An 18781-nucleotide genomic window follows, 5' to 3' on the forward strand; every position below is an offset into this window, starting at 1 on the left:
AGACTTTTGGAGGGCATACGGCTATAATAAATATATTGCAGAATACCGCTGACTATTTTATTTTGTACATAGCGGTATATTTTAACGATAAATATAGCGGATTAATATGCAGGAGGGTTTTTATGGCAGCGCCAAGAAAAGATAATGTGAAAGAACTGATTCTGGATTCTGCGGAGTCTTTGTTGGAGAATAAGAAAACGACGGATATTTCCCTTGCTGAAATAGCAAGGACTGCGGGTGTTTCCAAAGGGACTCTTTATTATCATTATAAGAATAAAAATGAGGTGTTTCTGGATCTGACGAATCGGTATCTGGAAGAGCAGTGGAATAATCTGATCGCCTGGACCACCGATGAGTCTAAGGATACTTCTTTACACCGTTTGGTAAAATATGTTTTGGAGCGTGATGTATCTACTGTGAGGATGCGTCTGCACTTTTTTTATGACGCTATGATGGGAAATGAAGAAATAAGGCAGAAGCTGCTTTCCTGGTATTCCAGGTTTGCCGGCCTGATCGGGGAAAAGATCGGCGAGAGGACCCGGCTGATTGATCCCGAATATCTATCCTGGCTGATTCTTCTTCTCTCAGACGGCCTGTTCATCCATCAGACACTGCAGAATTCAAAATTGGACACGGAGGCTTTTATTAGCCAGACAGCTGAATATATGAAACTCTTCAATAAAAAGCAGGAATAAAACCGCTCCCTCAATCAGTCATATCATTCACCGCGTTAGGGAGGGGACTGGCATCTTTCGGCAGGAAAGCCAGCTCGAATAGTAACTGCGTGGAGAAAGGGGCCTGTCCCCGGATGACGGCCTGTATCAGGAAAAAAGCCTGCTTCCCCGGATGTTGAACTGCTCTATTCAACATCCGGGGACAGGCCCCTTTCTCCACGCAGTTACTATTCAGGTTGGCTTTCCTGCCGAAAGATGCCAGTCCCCTCCCTAATGGTGGTGCATGGTAAAGGGTAGTGACAAGCAATTTATTATTTAAAGTACGCCACACCGGACTCAAAGATCTTCAAATCCTGCTCACCATAGATGTTGACAGCGACGGATTCCCCGCGTCTCTCCACGTGGGCCATCTTGCCCAGGCATCTTCCGTCGGGGCTTGTGATTCCCTCGATGGATGCGTAGGAACCGTTAACGTTCCACTCTTCGTCCATTGTGGGGATCCCTTCCGGGGTTACATACTGGGTTGCCACCTGGCCATTTTCAAAGAGTTTTTTGATCCATTCCTCGCTGGCTACGAATCTTCCCTCTCCGTGGGATGCCGGGCTTACGTAGGTTTTGTTCAGCTCAGCCAAGGTAAGCCAGGGGGATTTGTTGGAAACCACCTTGGTGTAGACCATCTTGGATATGTGCCGGCCGATGGTGTTGTAGGTCAGGGTAGGGGAATCCGCGGTCTGGCCCGTGATATCGCCGTAGGGTACTAAGCCCAGTTTGATCAGGGCCTGGAAGCCGTTGCAGATTCCAAGCGCCAGTCCGTCCCGCTCGTTAAGGAGCTTCCTGACGGCTTCCTGGATCTTCGCGTTGCGGAACGCGGTGGCAAAGAATTTGGCGGAGCCGTCCGGCTCGTCTCCTGCGGAGAAGCCGCCGGGGAACATGATCATCTGTGCCTGCCCGATTCCTTTTTCAAACTCTTCCACCGAATCTCTGATCCCCTGGGCATCCAGGTTGCGGAATACTTTGGTGATGACTCTGGCCCCAGCCCGGCCGAAGGCTTTGGCGCTGTCGTACTCACAGTTCGTTCCGGGGAATACGGGGATAAATACGGTGGGTTCGGCCAGTTTATGGGTGCACACATGGATCGTTTTTGCATCGTAAACCGGTGTTTCCAGCACGCTGGTGTCTTTGTGTGCTTTGGTCGGGAACACTTTTTCCAGGGTTTTCGTCCAGTTGTTCAGCGCTTCCTCGATCGGAATCCTCACATCCTGATATTCCAGGCTGTCGCTTCCGGTTACCTGGCCGATGACCGTATAGGTTACCGACAGTTCGCCCAGCTTTCCATCAGGCACTTCCGCCACCAGGCTGCCGAATCCGGGGGCGAACAGGTCTTCCGGGGATACGTTGTGCTCCAGGCGGACTCCGATTTTATTGCCAAATGCCATCTTGCTGACAGCGGTGATCATCCCATTTCCATCCACGGCGTAAGCGGAGATGATCCGGCCGGTTTGGATATCATCGTGGAATTTTTTGTACTGCCCCATGGCATGCTCGTAATCCGGCAGATCGTAGGCATCCCGGTTGATTTTCACCAGAATCAGCTTGCTGCCGGCCTTCTTAAGCTCTGGAGTAATGATATCCTGCTCTTTTGCCACGTCCACCGCGAAGGAGACCAGGGTCGGGGGCACGTCGATGTCGTTGAAGGTGCCGGACATGCTGTCTTTCCCGCCGATGGAGGGCAGTCCCAGTCTTAGCTGGGCCTCATAGGCGCCCAAAAGGGCCGCGAAGGGCTGGCTCCAGCGTGTAGGCTCATTCCACATCCTGCGGAAATATTCTTGGAACGTAAAACGGATTTTCCGGTAATCGCCTCCGGCGGCCACGATCTTCGCCACGGATTCCAGTACCGCGTAGGAGGAACCGTGGTAAGGGCTCCAGCTGGACAGGTACGGATCGAACCCATAACTCATAAGCGTAACCGTATCACATTTGCCTTTCAATACGGGAAGCTTGGCGGCCATAGCCTGAACCTCGGTCAGCTGGTATTTTCCGCCATGTGGCATGAACACACTGGCCGCTCCGATCGACCCGTCAAACATTTCCACCAGCCCCTTCTGGGAGCAGACGTTTAGGCTGGCCAGGGTATTCAGCCATGCCTTTTTCACGTCGCCGACGGGCTCTGTCCGGAAATAATAGTTCTCTTCCGGCATCTGGACACACACATCTGTTTCCTGGTGCGCGCCGTTCGTATCCAGAAACGCTCTGGATATATTTACAATCTCTTTTCCACGCCACAGCATAACCAGTCTGGGCTCTTCGGTTACGACCGCGGCTTCGGTGGATTCTAAGTTCTCTTCCGCCGCATATGCCATGAACTGTGCCACGTCTTTGGGGTCCACAACCACAGCCATACGCTCCTGGGATTCTGAGATCGCGATCTCCGTTCCGTCCAGCCCCGCATATTTCTTCGGAACCTTGTCCAGGAAAATGTGAAGTCCATCCGCCAATTCACCGATGGCCACAGATACACCGCCTGCGCCAAAATCGTTACATTTCTTAATCAGCCGGCTCACTTCCGGCCTCCGGAATAATCTCTGCAGTTTCCGCTCCGTAGGGGCGTTTCCCTTCTGCACCTCAGCGCCGCAGGTCTCGATGGACGCTTCCGTATGAACCTTCGAGGAGCCGGTAGCTCCGCCGCAGCCATCTCTTCCGGTTCTTCCGCCCAGCAGGATAATGATATCGCCCGGATCTGAAGTCTCTCTCACCACGTCTTTTCTCGGAGCCGCGCCCAGCACCGCGCCGATCTCCATACGTTTCGCCACGAAGTTCGGGTGATAGATCTCTTTCACCAGTCCGGTAGCCAGTCCGATCTGATTTCCGTAAGAACTGTAACCGTTCGCTGCGCCCCGCACCAGCTTTTTCTGGGGAAGCTTACCTTTGAGCGTCTGCTCCATCGATACCGTCGGGTCCGCCGCGCCGGTTACCCGCATAGCCTGATACACGTAGGTCCGACCGGACAGCGGGTCCCGGATCGCGCCGCCAAGGCAGGTCGCCGCGCCGCCGAAGGGCTCGATCTCTGTGGGATGGTTATGTGTTTCATTTTTAAAATTGATCAGCCATTCCTCCGTAACTCCGTCGATCTCCACCGGAACCACGATGCTGCACGCATTGATCTCATCGGATTCCTCCTGGTCCTCAAGCTTCCCTTCCGCTTTCAGCTTTCTCATAGCCATCAGCGCCAGGTCCATCAGGCAGACGAATTTATCCTTCCGTCCTTTCAGCAGCTCCTCCCGGTCCGCCAGGTACTGCCGATAGGTCTTTTCCATAGGAGTCCTGTAATACCCCTCCTCAAATTCCACATGTTTCAATTCCGTAGAGAACGTGGTATGGCGGCAGTGATCCGACCAGTAGGTATCCAGCACCCGGATCTCCGTCATCGTGGGATCTCTTCTCTCCTCATTCAGAAAGTAATTCTGAATATGCTGAAAATCCTGAAAGGTCATGGCCAAATTCAAAGAATCATAAAGGCCCTTCAATGTCTCCTGATCCATCTGGACAAACCCGTCAAACACAGCGATATCCGCCGGCTCCTCAAACTCAGTAACCAGCGTCTCCGGTTTCACAAAATCCGTCTCCCTGGAATCCACCGGATTGATGCAATAACTCTTAATCTGATCCAGCTGCTCCTCATCAAACTCACCCCGGATCACATAGGTCGTAGCCGACCGGATCACCGGTTCCTCATTCTCATTCAAAAACCGCACGCACTGGACGGCGGAATCCGCCCGCTGATCAAACTGCCCCGGCAGATACTCTACCGCAAAAGCTTTTTCACCGGCCTTAAGCGGAAACTCCTCCTCATACAATATATCAACCGGAGGCTCTGAAAACACCGAAAGACAGGCTTTCTCATAACTGTCCTCTGTAATATTCTCCACATCGTACCGGATCAGTACCCGTACTCCCTGTACCCCGCTGATCCCCAGATAACTTCTGATATCCTCCAGTACCTCACTCGCTTTCACCGCATACGGCGGCTTCTTCTCGACATAAACTCTTCTTACGTTACTCATGATCAACCTCCTGATTCAGATTACACTCATGCATCCTGTTCTCTATTTTACCACATTCCGTTAAATTAGTACAATTAATATACTTAATCGTTTTTATAAGTAACACTAATATATCAATTTACCATCTGCCATCACTCTTATCCAAATCTCATCATAATATCCCCTGTTTCCATCCCATCATCTCCTATTCCTATCCTCTCTCCAATTATAATATAAAACTATAATATAAAAAGAAGTCTTCGGAAATAAGCGGGGACGTGGTGCTGCGGGCCTGGGTCCCTGCGCCGTCTGGCCGCGCCGGGGTTTTTCCGGGCCGCGAAGGGGGGAGAGGGAAATCATCCGTTCCGGTACATAAGGCGCCCGAGTAAAATCTTAATGAAATCCGCCCCGGCTGTTATGGGCGAAAGGCTGTTTTCCAAACAGACTTTCGGTGGCTTCTGAGCTGCGAATGCATCAGCATTCGGGGCGAATAAGCCACGCACCCATAACAGACGGGGCGGATTTCATTTAGATTTTACCCGGGGATAGCCTTAAGTACCGGAACGGATGATTTCCCTCTCCCCCCTTCGCGGCCCGGAAAAACCCCGGCGCGGCCAGACGGTGCAGGGACCCAGGCCCGCAGCACCACGTCCCCGTTTATTTCCGAAGACTTCCTTCCCCCTCCTCATACTGCCCGTTTCGAAGCTTACTGAGCTCTTCGTAGTTACGCGAAAAGCTCTCGGATTCCGGAATTATCTCCATCTCCGGGCTCACGGTTACCGGACCTCTCCGGAACACCGGTTTCAACAGAATCGGTGTGATAATCGTTGTTATCACGACCACAACCACCACAGGTCCCAGGAAAGCAGAACCCAGAAGCCCTAATTGCGCTCCCTTGCTGGCTACGATCAGAGCCACTTCACCTCGGGATATCATTCCGATACCGATCCTCCAGCACTGATAGTTCTGATAGCCGCACACTTTGGCACCCAGACCGCAGCCGATCACCTTGGTCAATATGGCCACCACTACCAGGATTACAGCAAACAGCACGATACTGGCCGTCATATTCGGAAGCTCTACCTTCAGGCCGATGCTGGCAAAAAAGACCGGGGATAGGAGCAGGTAGGATAAGGTATCAAATTTGGAGGCCAGGAACTGGGTTTTCTGGGTTTTGGAAATAATCAGGCCGGCGATAAACGCACCGGTAATATCGGCCACTCCAAACCATACTTCTGCCACATAGGACATCAAAAGACAGAACACAAAAGCGATGATAGCATGCCGGTGAAGTCCTCTTGGCGCGGAACCGCTCCACTTTTCATAAATCTTATAAAATAGAAAGCCCACAACCAGTGCAAAGACAAAAAAGCCGGCGATCTTCAGAAGTACGATCCAGATATTGACCGTACTGTCCGCCATACTGGTGATCACAGTCAGTGCGATAATGCCCAGGATATCATCGATAATGGCAGCACCCAAAATCGCATTTCCCGACCGGGTTTTTAATTTTCCCAATTCTTTCAGGGTTTCCACCGTGATACTGACGGATGTGGCGGTCAGTATCACACCGATAAACACATTCTGCAGGAACAAGGTACAGGACGCATCGGAATCGATCACTCCCGGTTTGTTGAAGAAGTAGGCCACGGCGAATCCGCCTGCCAATGGTACCAGCACACCGATCAACGCGATGAGGAAGGATTTCTTCCCTGTTTTCTTTAATTCTTCCATATCCGTTTCCATACCGGCACAGAACATCAGAACGATGACACCGATCTCTGACAGATCATGGATTAATACGGTCTCTTTTAGCAGATTCAGCACGGCTGGTCCCAAAAGCAGCCCGGCCAGCAAGGCGCCCACCACCTGAGGCATATGTATTTTCCGTGTAAACAGTCCCAGTACTTTTGTACTCAACAGTATCAATGCCAGATCGAACAAAAAATCATATGGGTTCATCTCATATCTCTCCTTTTTCCCTCAACACTCTATTTTTTGGTCCTCCAATTTTTACCAACTTACTAATTCCGGTTAATCTTACTACTTCTAATTTTACCTGTCAATCATTAAGATATTATGTTATAATATATCCATCATTTATAAGGAGTACTAATAATGGACATTAACTATGAGCTTTACAAAGTATTCTATTATGTAGCCGTGACTCTCAGTTTTTCTGAAGCATCCAAGCAGCTCTTTATCTCGCAGTCGGCCGTAAGCCAATCGATCAAGGTACTGGAAAAAAAGCTGAATCAGCAGCTCTTTGTGCGCAGCACCAAAAAAGTGTATCTGACACCCGAGGGGGAGACCCTGCTCCGCTATGTGGAACCCGCCATCAATCTGATCGAACGCGGAGAAAACCAGCTGTTAGAAGCTGATTCTCTGGGAGGGGGCCAACTGCGCATCGGCGCCAGCGATACCATATGCCGCTATTTTCTGGTCCCCTACTTGAAACGGTTCCACCGGGACTTTCCAAAGATTCACATTAAAGTTATGAACCAAACCTCCGTCAAATGCGTCGATCTGCTGGAAAGCGGACAAGTCGATCTGATCGTATCGAATTTCCCGAATTCCAGGCTGAACAACACGCACCAGATCACAACGATTAAATCTTTTCAGGATGTCTTCGTAGCCAGCAGGCAGTTTTTTGATCTGGCCGACCATGAGGTTTCTCTTCAGGAACTGTTAGACTATCCGATCCTGATGCTGGACCGGAAAAGCACCACCAGTGAGTTTCTGCATCATCTGTTCCAACAGAATCAGCTGGATCTGGTGCCGGAGATCGAACTGACCAGCAATGATTTGCTGCTGGATTTGGCCGGAATCGGTCTGGGGATCGCTTTTGTCCCGGATTTCTGCCTGTTAAATAAGTCACCGGACCTTTATCCTCTGACACTGCAGGAAAAAATGCCCCGCCGTCAGATCGTGATCGCCTATAATCAGCATCTGCCCATATCCCAGGCCGCCAGACAGTTTATTCAGTATTTTTCCTGAATGTGCCAGAAGTTTTCCAGTTTCTGATCGATCGTGTGCAGTGTACAGTGTTCGTGAACAGCCCATTCAGGCGGAAACAGCTGCTTATACTGAAACTGCGTAAACCGGTCGTCCAATAATAGGATTACTCCTGTATCCAGATCCGTGCGAATGACTCTGCCCGCGGCCTGCAGTACCTTGTTCATGCCCGGATATAGATAAGCGTAGGAAAATCCTTCGCGCCGGGCCTGATGCTCGTCATAGTACTGTTTCAGGATTTCCCGTTCGTTGCAGACCTGCGGCAGGCCCGTCCCGACGATAATCGCGCCGATCAGCTGCTCCTGCTTCAAATCGATCCCCTCAGAAAAAATTCCGCCCATCACACAAAAACCGATCAGCGTCCGGTCAAGATCAGTGGTAAACTGGGATAAAAATTCTTCTCTCTCCTGCTCCCGCATATTCGGCTGCTGTAGCAGACAGATACAGCCGGGTTGTGGAAGCAGCGATTGAAAACTCTCATAAACCGACTCCATCATGCGGTACGAGGGGAAAAACACCAGATAATTTCCCTTTTTATGGGAAATCGTCTTTTGTATATAGGAAGCCATCCGCTGATATTCCGCCTGACCGCGCCGGGTATATTTGCTGCTGACGTCGCTTCCGACCAGCAAAAGTCTCTGTTCCGGCCGGAAGGTGCTATTGGCGTATACCGCGTAATCCTGCATGTCCCCGCTCAATAAATTTACATAATACCGAAGCGGCAGCAAAGTCGCTGAAAAAAAGACCGCACTGTTTCCTTTATCCAAAAATTCTTTCAGGTTTCTGGCCGTATGAATGCAGAAAAGTTTCAGCTGGAAATTGCCGTTTTCCATGTGCTCTGTGTAAATCTCATAGTTTTCATCCACCCGGTCGTAAATATTCAGAAAGTCCCTGACCTGCATGTAAAACTCAAACACCTGGGTACGGATCTCATCCTGTTCCCATTCTTCCAGAAATTTCTCCAGCTCCGCCGCAAGCCTCATAAGAGCCATGATAAAATCGCCGATATCCGGCAGGAGCTGGTAAGTATCGCATTCTCTCTTCATAGCCAAAAGCCGCTTATTGCAGCTGTCCAGTTCTTTTGAAAGCTTTGGCCGCACAGGTTTGACCACCTTTTTCAGCTCCAGGAAATCTTCTTTGATCAGAGCAGCGCTGTACATTTCTCTTGCCCGCTCCACCAGGTTATGGGCTTCATCGATCAAAAACAGATAGTCCCCTTTGACCCCGTCCGCGAAAAAGCGCTTCAGATAAACCTTTGGATCGAACACATAATTATAATCACAGATTATGCCGTCGCACCATGTGGAAACGTCCAGGCAGAACTCAAATGGACAAACCTCATATTCCTTAGCATGAGCGCTTAAAACCTCTCTGGTAAAGTTATCTTCTTTTGTCAGCAGTGCATAGACCGCATCATTCACCCGGTCATAATGCCCTTTCGCATAAGGGCAGTGCTCCGGATTACATTCCATCTCCTCGCAGGCGCACATTTTCTCTTTTGCTGTGATAATTACCGTCTTATAACGCAGCCCCTGTTCCCGGAGCAGGGAAAATGCCTCACTGGCCACCGTACGGGTGATCGTTTTGGCTGTCAGATAAAAGATCTTATCTCCCAGCTCCTCCCCCACCGCTTTCACCGCCGGAAAAACCGTGGATATCGTCTTACCGACACCGGTGGGTGCCTGTATGAAAAGCCGTTTTTTCTGATACATGGTGCGATATACCTGGGCGGCCAGTTCCTTCTGGCCCTCCCGATAGGGAAAGGGAAATTCAATATTATGGATGGAATCCTTTCGGATTTTTCTCCATGCGAACTGAAAATCAGCCCACTTTCTATATTCTTCCATAAGATCCCCGAACCACTTCTCCAATTCCGGGAACTCATATTCCGACTCGAAATATTTTACAAATTCCGTATCCAGGTTAACATAGGTCATCCGAACCGCAATATGGGCAAGCCCCTGTTCCTGCCCATAGATATAAGCATAGCATTTTGCCTGTGCGAGATGCACGCCTATCGGTCTTTCCAGATGTTCCAGATCCATATAGATTCCTTTAATTTCGTCGATCAGGACCGTTCCCTCTTGTTCCTGAATACCGTCAGCCCTGCCTTCCACACATATGTCATAATCCCCAGCCGGCACGGTGATCTTCAAAGGAACCTCCGCCCGGTAACCGGCGCCCATCTGCCGCTGGATCTTCCGGTGAATTCTGCTTCCAGCCTGCATCGCTTCCGTATCTTTCCCGGCTTTCCTCCGGTTATCGATATCCCCTTCCCGCAGAATAAACTCCACCAGGTTGCGCACCGATATCTTTATCACTGTATCCGACATCTTCCTATCTCCTTCAGGTCTTCTGTACCCTATTATCCCCTTCCCGCCGGGCCGCGTCAAGAAGGAAACCTGTGTACCGCTTTTGCCTCAAATTGAAAATGCCCCCCATCCCATATGATTTACAGGATAGAGGGCTCATTGTTCCGCATCAAAATCAATTAATAGGTCGCATACGGTTATGCAATCGAATATTTATCCAAGATGTTCTCAAACCGGAGGTCATTTCCGCCGTAACGAACTGTCAATTCTTTGGTCAGGTCCATGCTCAAAACGCCCAAAATGGACTTCGCATCAACCACAAAGCGATTATAAAAAATATCCACATCGAAATCACATTTCTCAGCCGCGGCTACGAACTCTCTTACATCTTCTGTTGCGGACAACTTGATTTTTCGTTTCTCCATAGCAAACACTTCCTTAAATAAAATAGAACTAATACATGTGGTATCGATTTCGTTTGAATTATCCCACTATTTAGTCTATTTGTCAATTCTGTCCAATGTTCCCAAATTTAACCTGTTTTTAACTAAATTTGTAATTTTTTAATATGACCCTATTGGATTTTTCATAATTTCGCACAAAAGTGACAATTTCAAAAAGAGTTTCCCGTTTGTAAAAACCGAATTTTTATTCATTCTGTACCGAATGTGTCGACAAAATTCTAGCGAAATGTAGATAACATAATACCTTTTATCCGCAGTTACAAGTGGAAAAGCGCTTCTCTTACCTGACTTCCTGCGTAAATTCGGGCATATAATTCCTGAACCGCAGCGGCAGATTCTGACGTTGAAGCAATCTGTTCTCCCTTGCCTGAACACTGATGCTTTTCGTAAAAAGCCTCCACAGCTGCCGGAACTGATCCTCCTCCTCGCTGATATCAGCAAGCCACTGTTCGTTCAGCGCCTGACCCTGCATCAGCCCCCAGTATCCTCCTGCCTGATGCATCAAAAAAAGCTCCCGTCCATCATCATAAATCACCCAGTTTTCCTGCGGCAGCCGGTCGGCAAAATGTGGTCCTATCAGAGTAAGTGCATTATTCTTCGGCCGAATCCGTGAAAACAGGATCCCCCCCTTCAGCTCCTGAAACCGGATAAAACCTGTCAAATGATGAGCCTCATAGCCCGCCTGGCGGCTCAGCTCGAATACCCGACAGACATTTGGATCTGCCAGCGCGTCCATAACTTTCTTCCCATTTGACATGGACAGGCCTTTCACAACAACCCGATACAGCGCATCCGCCTTCTCAGAAGCGCAGGAAGCCGCCGCCTGACAGATCATCTCAAATACCTCGTCCCCTAACCGCCTCTTCAGCGTACGAGCCACCTTTTCCGCTTTTTCCCCGTCAGCCACAACCTCCACATACCTGGCAAATAACTCCATTGTCTCTTCTGATTCTATGATCAATTTTACATTTTCATGACCATACCGGCTGTCCCAGGCATCATAGATACCGGTGAATATCCCGTCCAGACTGTCTTCGCAGACAAAAATCACCTTTTCCACATCTGGTTCCCTCCGTTTCATCCGATCACTTATCCCTCAGATCTGTCCGCTCACAGTCTGCAGCCGTTCTTCCATGGTAGGATCGCGGGTCATTTTCATATCATCAAATAATGACAGCTGCCGATAGCGGACCTCGTCTTTATGCACCGGAAGTTTTTCATCCAGATTCAGCAGATTCCTGGTAATATAATCTTCCTCAAGCTTCGTCGGATATATCATCTTCCCTTTGCAGGTGATAAAATACAACGCTCTTTTCAGGACTACTCCCATCTTCTTAATATCCGCAAAATCCAGAACGCCAAGTCTTCTGGCCTTCACGATCCGCTGGGCGGATTTATTTCCGATTCCGGGCACACGCAGCAGCGTATAGAAATCAGCTCTGTTAATCTCAACCGGAAATTGTTCCAGATGGCGCAGCGCCCAATCACATTTGGGGTCCAGCAGCACATTGAAGTTCGGCTTATCTGCCGACAGAAGTTCATCTGCCCGAAAACCATAAAACCGCAACAGCCAGTCTGCCTGATACAGCCTATGTTCCCGCAGCAGCGGAGGCCCTCCCGGCAGCGCCGGCAGACTTGCATCCTCCGTCACCTGAACAAAAGCGGAATAAAACACCCGCTTAAGCGAAAACTGATCATACAAAGACTGCGCAACCGAAACAATCTGAAAATCCGTCTCCGGCGTAGCCCCAATGATCATCTGCGTGCTCTGTCCTGCCGGCACAAACTTCGGCGCATGGCGATACACCATCAGCTCATTCTTATTTTCGGCCATTCGGGTCTGAATCTGCCGCATCGGTTTTAAGATAGTCTTTCTATGCTTATTCGGGGCCAGCATCCTAAGACTATCCGCAGTCGGCAATTCCAGATTAATACTCATCCGGTCCGCCAGAAACCCCGTCTTATCAATCAGGCTCTGAGACGCTCCCGGAATTGCTTTCACATGAATATAACCCTGAAAATGCCAAACCGTCCGCAGCTTATACAAAGTCTGATAAAGCAGCTCCATCGTATAATCCGGACTATAAAGAACCCCCGAGCTCAAAAACAGCCCTTCAATATAATTCCTTCTATAAAACCCCATCGTCAGCTCACATATCTCATCCGGACTGAACGATGCCCTGGGTATATCATTCGACGCCCGGTTCAAACAATACTTGCAGTCATAAATACATTCGTTAGTAAATAGTATCTTCAGCAGCGAAATGCATCTGCCGTCTGCGGAAAAGCTATGGCAAATCCCCGCAGCTACACAATTACCGATCCCCTTTCCATCACCATTGCGATCCACGCCGCTGGAAGTACAGGCTACATCATATTTCGCCGCATCTGAAAGTATCTCCAATTTCTCCATCAAGCCCATCGACTTTCCTATTCTCATGAAATCGCTCCTTTTTCGAACGTACGTTTGTATTATCCTATCATATTTACCCGAAAAAGGCAAGGGGATTTCGAATATATGTTCTGATATTTTCAAAGGGCCGGCAGGAAATGGGGCGGGGGGAGAACCGGAATGTCTGTGGGGAAAAACTTCGGGACGAGCTAAGAGATATGGGCGGGGGCGGGTAAGAATCCCTTATTACATTTTTCTACGCAAACTCGCTGCGCTCAAACATACTCCGAAAAACGGGGATTCTTACCCGCCCCCGCCCATATCTCTAAGCTCCTCCCTCAATGTTTTTCCCCACAGACATTCCGGTTCTCCCCCCGCCCCATTTCCCGCCTGCTTTGGTACTGGCGAAATACGATCGACTCATGGTTTTATAATATGAATGCTTAAGAAGATAGAACGTATCGTTTCAGAAACACGAAAACAGGAAAAATGATTACAACTAAGGTATAGATACTTAAAGAACCTTCTATCTTCCACTGTCCAATCCGCTTCTTGCCATATAGACAGTCTGAAAAATAAAAGGTTCTTTTTATGAAATCCAAATCTACTTATATTTATAACATCTCTTTTCTATTTGAGCAGTCCTATATATCTCCATCTTTTACAGAATCCGACTGTTTCATGTCCCCATAGGCCATAAAACGATACGAGCGGTAATCACAGACATTGAGACAAAAGAAATATAACACCAGTACCACGTCATTGATCCGGCACTTCTAAGCTCTAATTAGAGCAGGGCCTGATGGAACCGGAATTCTGGGACAGTCTGGCAGAGGCCGGGCCTGGCTCCCGCTTCCGGATAAAATAGCATCCCGGAAAAAGCATGGCCGAATAGTGGAGGGAGACTCAAGGGAGAAGGGCGGCCCTCTGCCGCTCTTCTCCCTGTTTTAAGAGGCTCCCGGAACTGTTCATGAGGTTGCTTTTTCCGGGATGCTATTTTATCCGGGAGCGGGAGCCAGGCCCGGCCTCTGCCAGACTGTCCCAGAATTCCGGTTCCATCAGGCCCTGCCCCCCTATCAGAACTACTCCTCCCGAGGCAGTACAGAATCATGGCCTTCCGGTAACACAGCGGCCAGAATCATACCCACGACGGCAGCCAGGGCCAGTCCGGAGATGGTTACGGTGGAGGTTACGGGAATGCTGTCACATCCGATGCCCAGGACGACTATAATGGAGGCGATCATCAGGTTCCGGCTGTTACCGAAGTTCAGGCGGTTGTTGATCAGGATCCGGACACCTACGGAGGCGATCATTCCATAGAGGACGATGCTGATGCCGCCGCTTACGGGACCGGGAATACTGGAAATCAGGCCTCCGAACTTGCCGAGGATACCCAGAAGCATGGCAAATACTGCTGCGACACGGATAACGCTGGGATCGTAGACTTTGGTTACGGCTAAGACACCGGTGTTTTCACCGTAGGTGGTGTTGGCGGGGCCTCCGAGGAAGCCTGCCAGAGCGGTGGCTAAGCCGTCTCCCAGGATCGTTCTGTGGATACCGGGGTCTATCATAAAGTTCTTGCCTACTACTGCGCTGTTGGTGGTGATATCGCCTACGTGCTCGATCAATGTAACCAGAGCGATGGGGGCGATGGCCAGGATCGCATCCGCCTTAAAGGTGGGCAGTGCCAGGACCTGGGCGATGATATCTTTGTCCATAAATGAAAAGAAATGAGCCTGCTGTACCGGTGTGAAATCCAGGAATCCCATGGGGATGCAGACCAGGTAGCCGGCTATGATCGCGAACAGGATCGGCATCAGGTTATAGATGCCCTTTGCAAATACGGATATGGCGATGACTACCGCCAGAACGACTACCGTGACAAATACGGCTTTCAGGCTGAATGCCCCGTTGTGATAAAAAGCAGAATTGATGGCGGTGGAGCTGAGCCTTAAGCCAATGACGATAATAACCGGTCCGGTTACGATCGGGGGCAGAAGCTTATTGACTTTTTCATATCCGACCAGTTTGATCAGAATGGAAAATAATACGTAGATCAGACCCGCGATGATCAGAGCGCCTTTGACTGCGGACAGCTTGTCCATAAAATCCGGATCTCCTAAGCGGGAATCCCCGATGACGGCAATGATTCCGCCCATGAACGCAAAACTGGATCCCAGGAAGACCGGCACTTTTCTCTTGGTTACAAAATGAAACAACAGGGTGCCGAGGCCGGCGCAGAACAGGGTGATTGATGTGCTTAAACCGGTCAGGGCCGGAACTAAAACGGTTGCTCCGAACATGGCCAGCACGTGCTGAATGCCCAGAATCAGCTTCTTTTTGGCGGATAAATTCATATCCATGTGATCCCTCCTCATACTCTCATGTAAGTTTAGTGTGTTTGCCTTTGTATACTATACCTGCATTTTTTTTAGATATCAAGGATTTTAATCGAAATATGTAAATAAATTTAATCTCTTGTCACATTCTTCAGCCATTTTTTGGAACGGAACCTCCAGGTGGAGAATGGAAGCTTCAGCACCTCGTCGCTGACCAGTATCATGTACACGATAGGGATAGGAAGCCGGAATACAAAAGCCGCCAGAAATCCTCCGAAGATGGAGCCGCACCACATCATCACCGCGTCCAGGAAAAGACCGAATTTGATGTCCCCCCCGCCTCTAAAGACCCCTACCACCAAGGTGGTATTATAAGCCTGGGCCACAATAAAGTAGGCCATGACGAACAGCATTACGCTCAGATAACGGAAAGCCTCGTCCGTCAGGCTTAAGTAGCTCCAAAGCACCGGCCGGAGCAGCTGAATGATGCTGGACCCCGCAATGCCGAAAAGGATGCCCAGTTTCACGCATTTACGGGCATAGGCCTCCGCAAAATCATATTTGCCCTCACCGATCGCTTTTCCAATCATGATCGCCGTGGCGGATGATAGGCCGAAAGCTACGACTGTGGCCAGCTGGCGGCACACCTGAGCCACGGAATTGGCCGCCACTACAGGACTCCCCAGATGTCCGATAATGGCTGCTATCGCGGACATTCCGGCTCCCCAGAGCAGTTCATTTATCATAACCGGAATGGAATAGACGATAAAATCCTTCAGCAGCAGCGAATCAAACCGGAACATATAGCGGAAGCGGAAACGTACTTTGCGGTTTTTAAATTTCGCATACCAGATCACGATCAACAGTTCCACAATTCTGGCGATCAGGGTTCCCAGCGCCGCACCGGCGATTCCCAAAGCCGGACAGCCCAGAAGTCCAAAAATAAATATCGCGTTCAAGCCGATATTGACAATCAGCGAAACCAGATACACACAGGTCGATATCATTACCTTTTCCACGCTTCTCATAATATACAGATATACCATCGTAATCCCCGACAGGACGTAGGACCATGCGACGATCCGAAGATACACCACGCCCTCTGCGATTACATCTTCTTCTGCCGTAAATATTTTCATCAGCGCAGCCGGGATACACAGCGTCACCACAGTAAAAGCCACCGCGATCACCATAGTGATCCCCATCGCGATCCCCAGGATTTTCTCAATAGCCACAACATCCCGTTTTCCCCAATACTGGGCGGTCAGCACCATGGCACCTGAAGTCATGCCGAAAAAAATCAGATTTAATATGAAATAAATCTGATTTGCCAGGGATGAGGCGGATAACACCGTCTCCCCCACTCTTCCCAACATTACCACATCGGCGGTTGTCACACCTACATTAATTAAATTTTGCAATGCCATAGGAAGAACCAGAGCAAACATCCGCCTGTAAAAGCTTCTGCTTTCTTCCTGTGTTAATTTAAACTTTTGTTTTTCCATATTTTCCTCCATACGTGCATTTTTCTGCACATATAGGTATAGATGAACATCCTAATGTTCAACCTTCCCTACCTCACTCCTATACAAACTATCATAAAATCCTAGGCTTGGGAAGAGTTTTTTATCCATTTCCCAATTCACTTACCGATTTTCCTGTCAATCCCCCCCTTTTCTCGGATCCAAACTTTATTTCAAAAGCCGCACTTGATAACTTTGCAAAAACTAGATATAGTATAACAATGAGAAGAAAGAACAGGAGAGTGTAAAATGGCCTTTGATGGAATCGTTATTGCCAATCTGGCAAAAGAATTGAATGATATGCTGACCGGCGGCCGTATTTATAAAATTGCGCAGCCCGAAAAAGATGAATTGCTGCTTACCTTAAAAAATCAGAAAAATCAGTTCCGCCTGCTATTGTCCGCCGATGCAGGCCTTCCTCTGGTTTATATTACAGAAACGAATAAGCAAAGTCCCATGACGGCGCCGAATTTTTGCATGCTGCTGCGCAAGCATATCAGTAACGGACGTATTCTGGAGGTGACTCAGCCGGGGCTGGAGCGTATTCTGCGTTTTGAGATTGAACATCTGGATGAACTGGGGGATCTGTGCCGCAAAACCCTGGTGGTGGAAATTATGGGAAAACACAGCAACATTATTTTCTGCCGGGATGACGGTATGATTATTGACAGTATTAAGCATGTTCCGGCACAGATGAGTTCGGTGAGGGAAGTCCTTCCGGGAAGAGAATATTTTATTCCGCAGACGCAGGACAAGCAGGATCCGCTGCTGATTGACCGGGACCAGTTTCTGAAAGTGGTTTTCAGCAAACCGATGAAGCTGTCTAAGGCGCTTTATACCTCTCTTACGGGAATTAGCCCGCTGATCGCTGAAGAATTATGCTTCCGCGCATCCCTGGAATCGGACCAGCCGGCAAATACGATGGGTGAAAGGGAACGGTTGCATCTGTTCCGGATGTTCGAATTGCTGATGGAGGACGTGAGGGAAGCCCGTTTTGTTCCCAATATCGTAAACGACGGCCGGATACCTGTTGAATTCTCCAGTATAAAGCTGACCCAATACAGGGATCTCACCTGCCGGAACTATGATACGATCTCTATGGCACTGGAGGCCTACTATGCGGCGAAAAATACGGTTACCAGAATCCGGCAGCGCTCTTCGGATCTCAGACGCGTCGTGCAGACCATCCTGGACAGGGATCGGAAAAAATATGAGATTCAGCTGAAGCAGATGAAGGATACGGAGAAAAAAGACAAATATAAAGTGTATGGTGAACTGATCAATACTTATGGGTATCATGTGGAACCGGGTTCTAAGTCTATGGAAGCGCTGAATTATTATACAAATGAGATGATCACTATTCCACTGGATCCCATGCTTACCCCTTTGGAGAACGGGCAGAAGTATTTTGATAAATATAATAAGTTGAAACGGACGGCGGAAGCCCTTGCATCTTTGTTAAAGCAGACACATGACCAGATTCTGCACCTGGAAAGTATCGGTGCCTCCCTGGATATCGCGCTTTCTGAAGAAGATCTGGTACAGATTAAGGAAGAGATGGTGGAGTCCGGATATATCAGGAGAAAAAATACCGGCAAGAAGGTTAAGATTACTTCTAAACCGTTCCATTATGTTTCCAGTGACGGCTATCATATGTATGTGGGAAAAAATAATTATCAGAATGAAGAGCTTACCTTTAAATTCGCTTCCGGGAATGACTGGTGGTTCCATGCCAAAGGGATCCCAGGCTCCCATGTCATTGTAAAATCGGAAGGTGCTGAACTTCCGGACCGGGTCTTCGAGGAGGCGGGCCGCCTTGCGGCCTATTACTCAAAAGGCCGGGAGGCCGGAAAAGTGGAAATCGATTATACAGAGAAGAAGAATGTGAAGAAGCCAAACGGCAGCAAACCTGGGTTCGTCGTTTATTATACCAATTATTCACTGACTATAGAACCGGACCTGTCCGGGTTAACCCTGGCTGATTAATGGGTTTGGAGGAACGCGTGCGACGCATACCTGAAT

The 18781-nt window shown here is 49.1% G+C and carries 12 protein-coding genes; 3 read left to right on the top strand and 9 right to left on the bottom strand.

The genetic code is table 11. From position 1 onward, the window contains the following. Positions 1-122: 122 nt before the first annotated feature. Complete coding sequence (locus KTH90_RS07425) at positions 123-695, top strand: TetR/AcrR family transcriptional regulator (RefSeq protein WP_158350050.1); 573 nt, start codon at positions 123-125, stop codon at positions 693-695. Positions 696-705: 10 nt separating this feature from the next. Here the strand turns inward: KTH90_RS07425 and KTH90_RS07430 are convergent, their stop codons facing one another. The 3 genes from KTH90_RS07430 to KTH90_RS07440 form a co-directional block, all read right to left on the bottom strand. Then, positions 706-870 (bottom strand): hypothetical protein, encoded by a 165-nt coding sequence (locus tag KTH90_RS07430; protein WP_238726559.1) that lies wholly within the window; start codon positions 868-870, stop codon positions 706-708. 115 nt (positions 871-985) lie between these two features. Further along, on the bottom strand, positions 986-4735 hold the full coding sequence (locus tag KTH90_RS07435; RefSeq protein ID WP_158350051.1) for a phosphoribosylformylglycinamidine synthase: 3750 nt from the start codon (positions 4733-4735) through the stop codon (positions 986-988). A 636-nt stretch (positions 4736-5371) separates the two neighbouring features. After that, a complete protein-coding gene (locus KTH90_RS07440; RefSeq protein WP_158350052.1) occupies positions 5372-6676 on the bottom strand; it encodes a cation:proton antiporter in 1305 nt (434 codons plus the stop codon). Positions 6677-6832: 156 nt separating this feature from the next. Here KTH90_RS07440 and KTH90_RS07445 point away from each other — a divergent pair, with 156 nt between their 5' ends. Then, positions 6833-7711 (top strand): LysR family transcriptional regulator, encoded by an 879-nt coding sequence (locus KTH90_RS07445; RefSeq protein WP_158350053.1) that lies wholly within the window; start codon positions 6833-6835, stop codon positions 7709-7711. Here the strand turns inward: KTH90_RS07445 and KTH90_RS07450 are convergent. The 6 genes from KTH90_RS07450 to KTH90_RS07475 form a co-directional block, all read right to left on the bottom strand. Further along, positions 7696-10062: an ATP-dependent DNA helicase gene (locus tag KTH90_RS07450; RefSeq protein ID WP_158350054.1), complete on the bottom strand. Its 2367-nt coding sequence runs from the start codon at positions 10060-10062 to the stop codon at positions 7696-7698. The genes KTH90_RS07445 and KTH90_RS07450 overlap by 16 nt on opposite strands. 176 nt (positions 10063-10238) lie before the next feature. Beyond that, positions 10239-10466 (bottom strand): HPr family phosphocarrier protein, encoded by a 228-nt coding sequence (locus KTH90_RS07455; protein WP_158343987.1) that lies wholly within the window; start codon positions 10464-10466, stop codon positions 10239-10241. A gap of 319 nt (positions 10467-10785) precedes the next feature. After that, positions 10786-11565 (bottom strand): TIGR03915 family putative DNA repair protein, encoded by a 780-nt coding sequence (locus KTH90_RS07460; RefSeq protein WP_238726560.1) that lies wholly within the window; start codon positions 11563-11565, stop codon positions 10786-10788. 36 nt (positions 11566-11601) lie between these two features. Beyond that, positions 11602-12945: a putative DNA modification/repair radical SAM protein gene (locus tag KTH90_RS07465; RefSeq protein ID WP_158350056.1), complete on the bottom strand. Its 1344-nt coding sequence runs from the start codon at positions 12943-12945 to the stop codon at positions 11602-11604. A gap of 1034 nt (positions 12946-13979) precedes the next feature. Further along, positions 13980-15260, bottom strand: a complete 1281-nt coding sequence (locus tag KTH90_RS07470; protein ID WP_158350057.1) for a uracil-xanthine permease family protein — start codon at positions 15258-15260, stop codon at positions 13980-13982. Positions 15261-15367: 107 nt separating this feature from the next. Further along, a complete protein-coding gene (locus tag KTH90_RS07475; protein ID WP_158350058.1) occupies positions 15368-16741 on the bottom strand; it encodes an MATE family efflux transporter in 1374 nt (457 codons plus the stop codon). Between the two features lie 267 nt (positions 16742-17008). Here KTH90_RS07475 and KTH90_RS07480 point away from each other — a divergent pair, with 267 nt between their 5' ends. Then, a complete protein-coding gene (locus tag KTH90_RS07480) occupies positions 17009-18745 on the top strand; it encodes an Rqc2 family fibronectin-binding protein (protein ID WP_158350059.1) in 1737 nt (578 codons plus the stop codon). Positions 18746-18781 lie beyond the last annotated feature (36 nt).

The sequence above is a fragment of the Diplocloster modestus genome (assembly GCF_019042245.1).
Taxonomy (GTDB): Bacteria; Bacillota; Clostridia; order Lachnospirales; family Lachnospiraceae; genus Diplocloster; species Diplocloster modestus.

Bases quoted from the DNA above. Each gene is read 5' to 3' on its own strand.
- KTH90_RS07425 (WP_158350050.1), top strand. From the start codon at position 123: ATGGCAGCGCCAAGAAAAGATAATGTGAAAGAACTGATTCTGGATTCT.
- KTH90_RS07430 (WP_238726559.1), bottom strand. From the start codon at position 870: ATGTTGAATAGAGCAGTTCAACATCCGGGGAAGCAGGCTTTTTTCCTG.
- KTH90_RS07435 (WP_158350051.1), bottom strand. From the start codon at position 4,735: ATGAGTAACGTAAGAAGAGTTTATGTCGAGAAGAAGCCGCCGTATGCG.
- KTH90_RS07440 (WP_158350052.1), bottom strand. From the start codon at position 6,676: ATGAACCCATATGATTTTTTGTTCGATCTGGCATTGATACTGTTGAGT.
- KTH90_RS07445 (WP_158350053.1), top strand. From the start codon at position 6,833: ATGGACATTAACTATGAGCTTTACAAAGTATTCTATTATGTAGCCGTG.
- KTH90_RS07450 (WP_158350054.1), bottom strand. From the start codon at position 10,062: ATGTCGGATACAGTGATAAAGATATCGGTGCGCAACCTGGTGGAGTTT.
- KTH90_RS07455 (WP_158343987.1), bottom strand. From the start codon at position 10,466: ATGGAGAAACGAAAAATCAAGTTGTCCGCAACAGAAGATGTAAGAGAG.
- KTH90_RS07465 (WP_158350056.1), bottom strand. From the start codon at position 12,945: ATGAGAATAGGAAAGTCGATGGGCTTGATGGAGAAATTGGAGATACTT.
- KTH90_RS07470 (WP_158350057.1), bottom strand. From the start codon at position 15,260: ATGGATATGAATTTATCCGCCAAAAAGAAGCTGATTCTGGGCATTCAG.
- KTH90_RS07475 (WP_158350058.1), bottom strand. From the start codon at position 16,741: ATGGAAAAACAAAAGTTTAAATTAACACAGGAAGAAAGCAGAAGCTTT.
- KTH90_RS07480 (WP_158350059.1), top strand. From the start codon at position 17,009: ATGGCCTTTGATGGAATCGTTATTGCCAATCTGGCAAAAGAATTGAAT.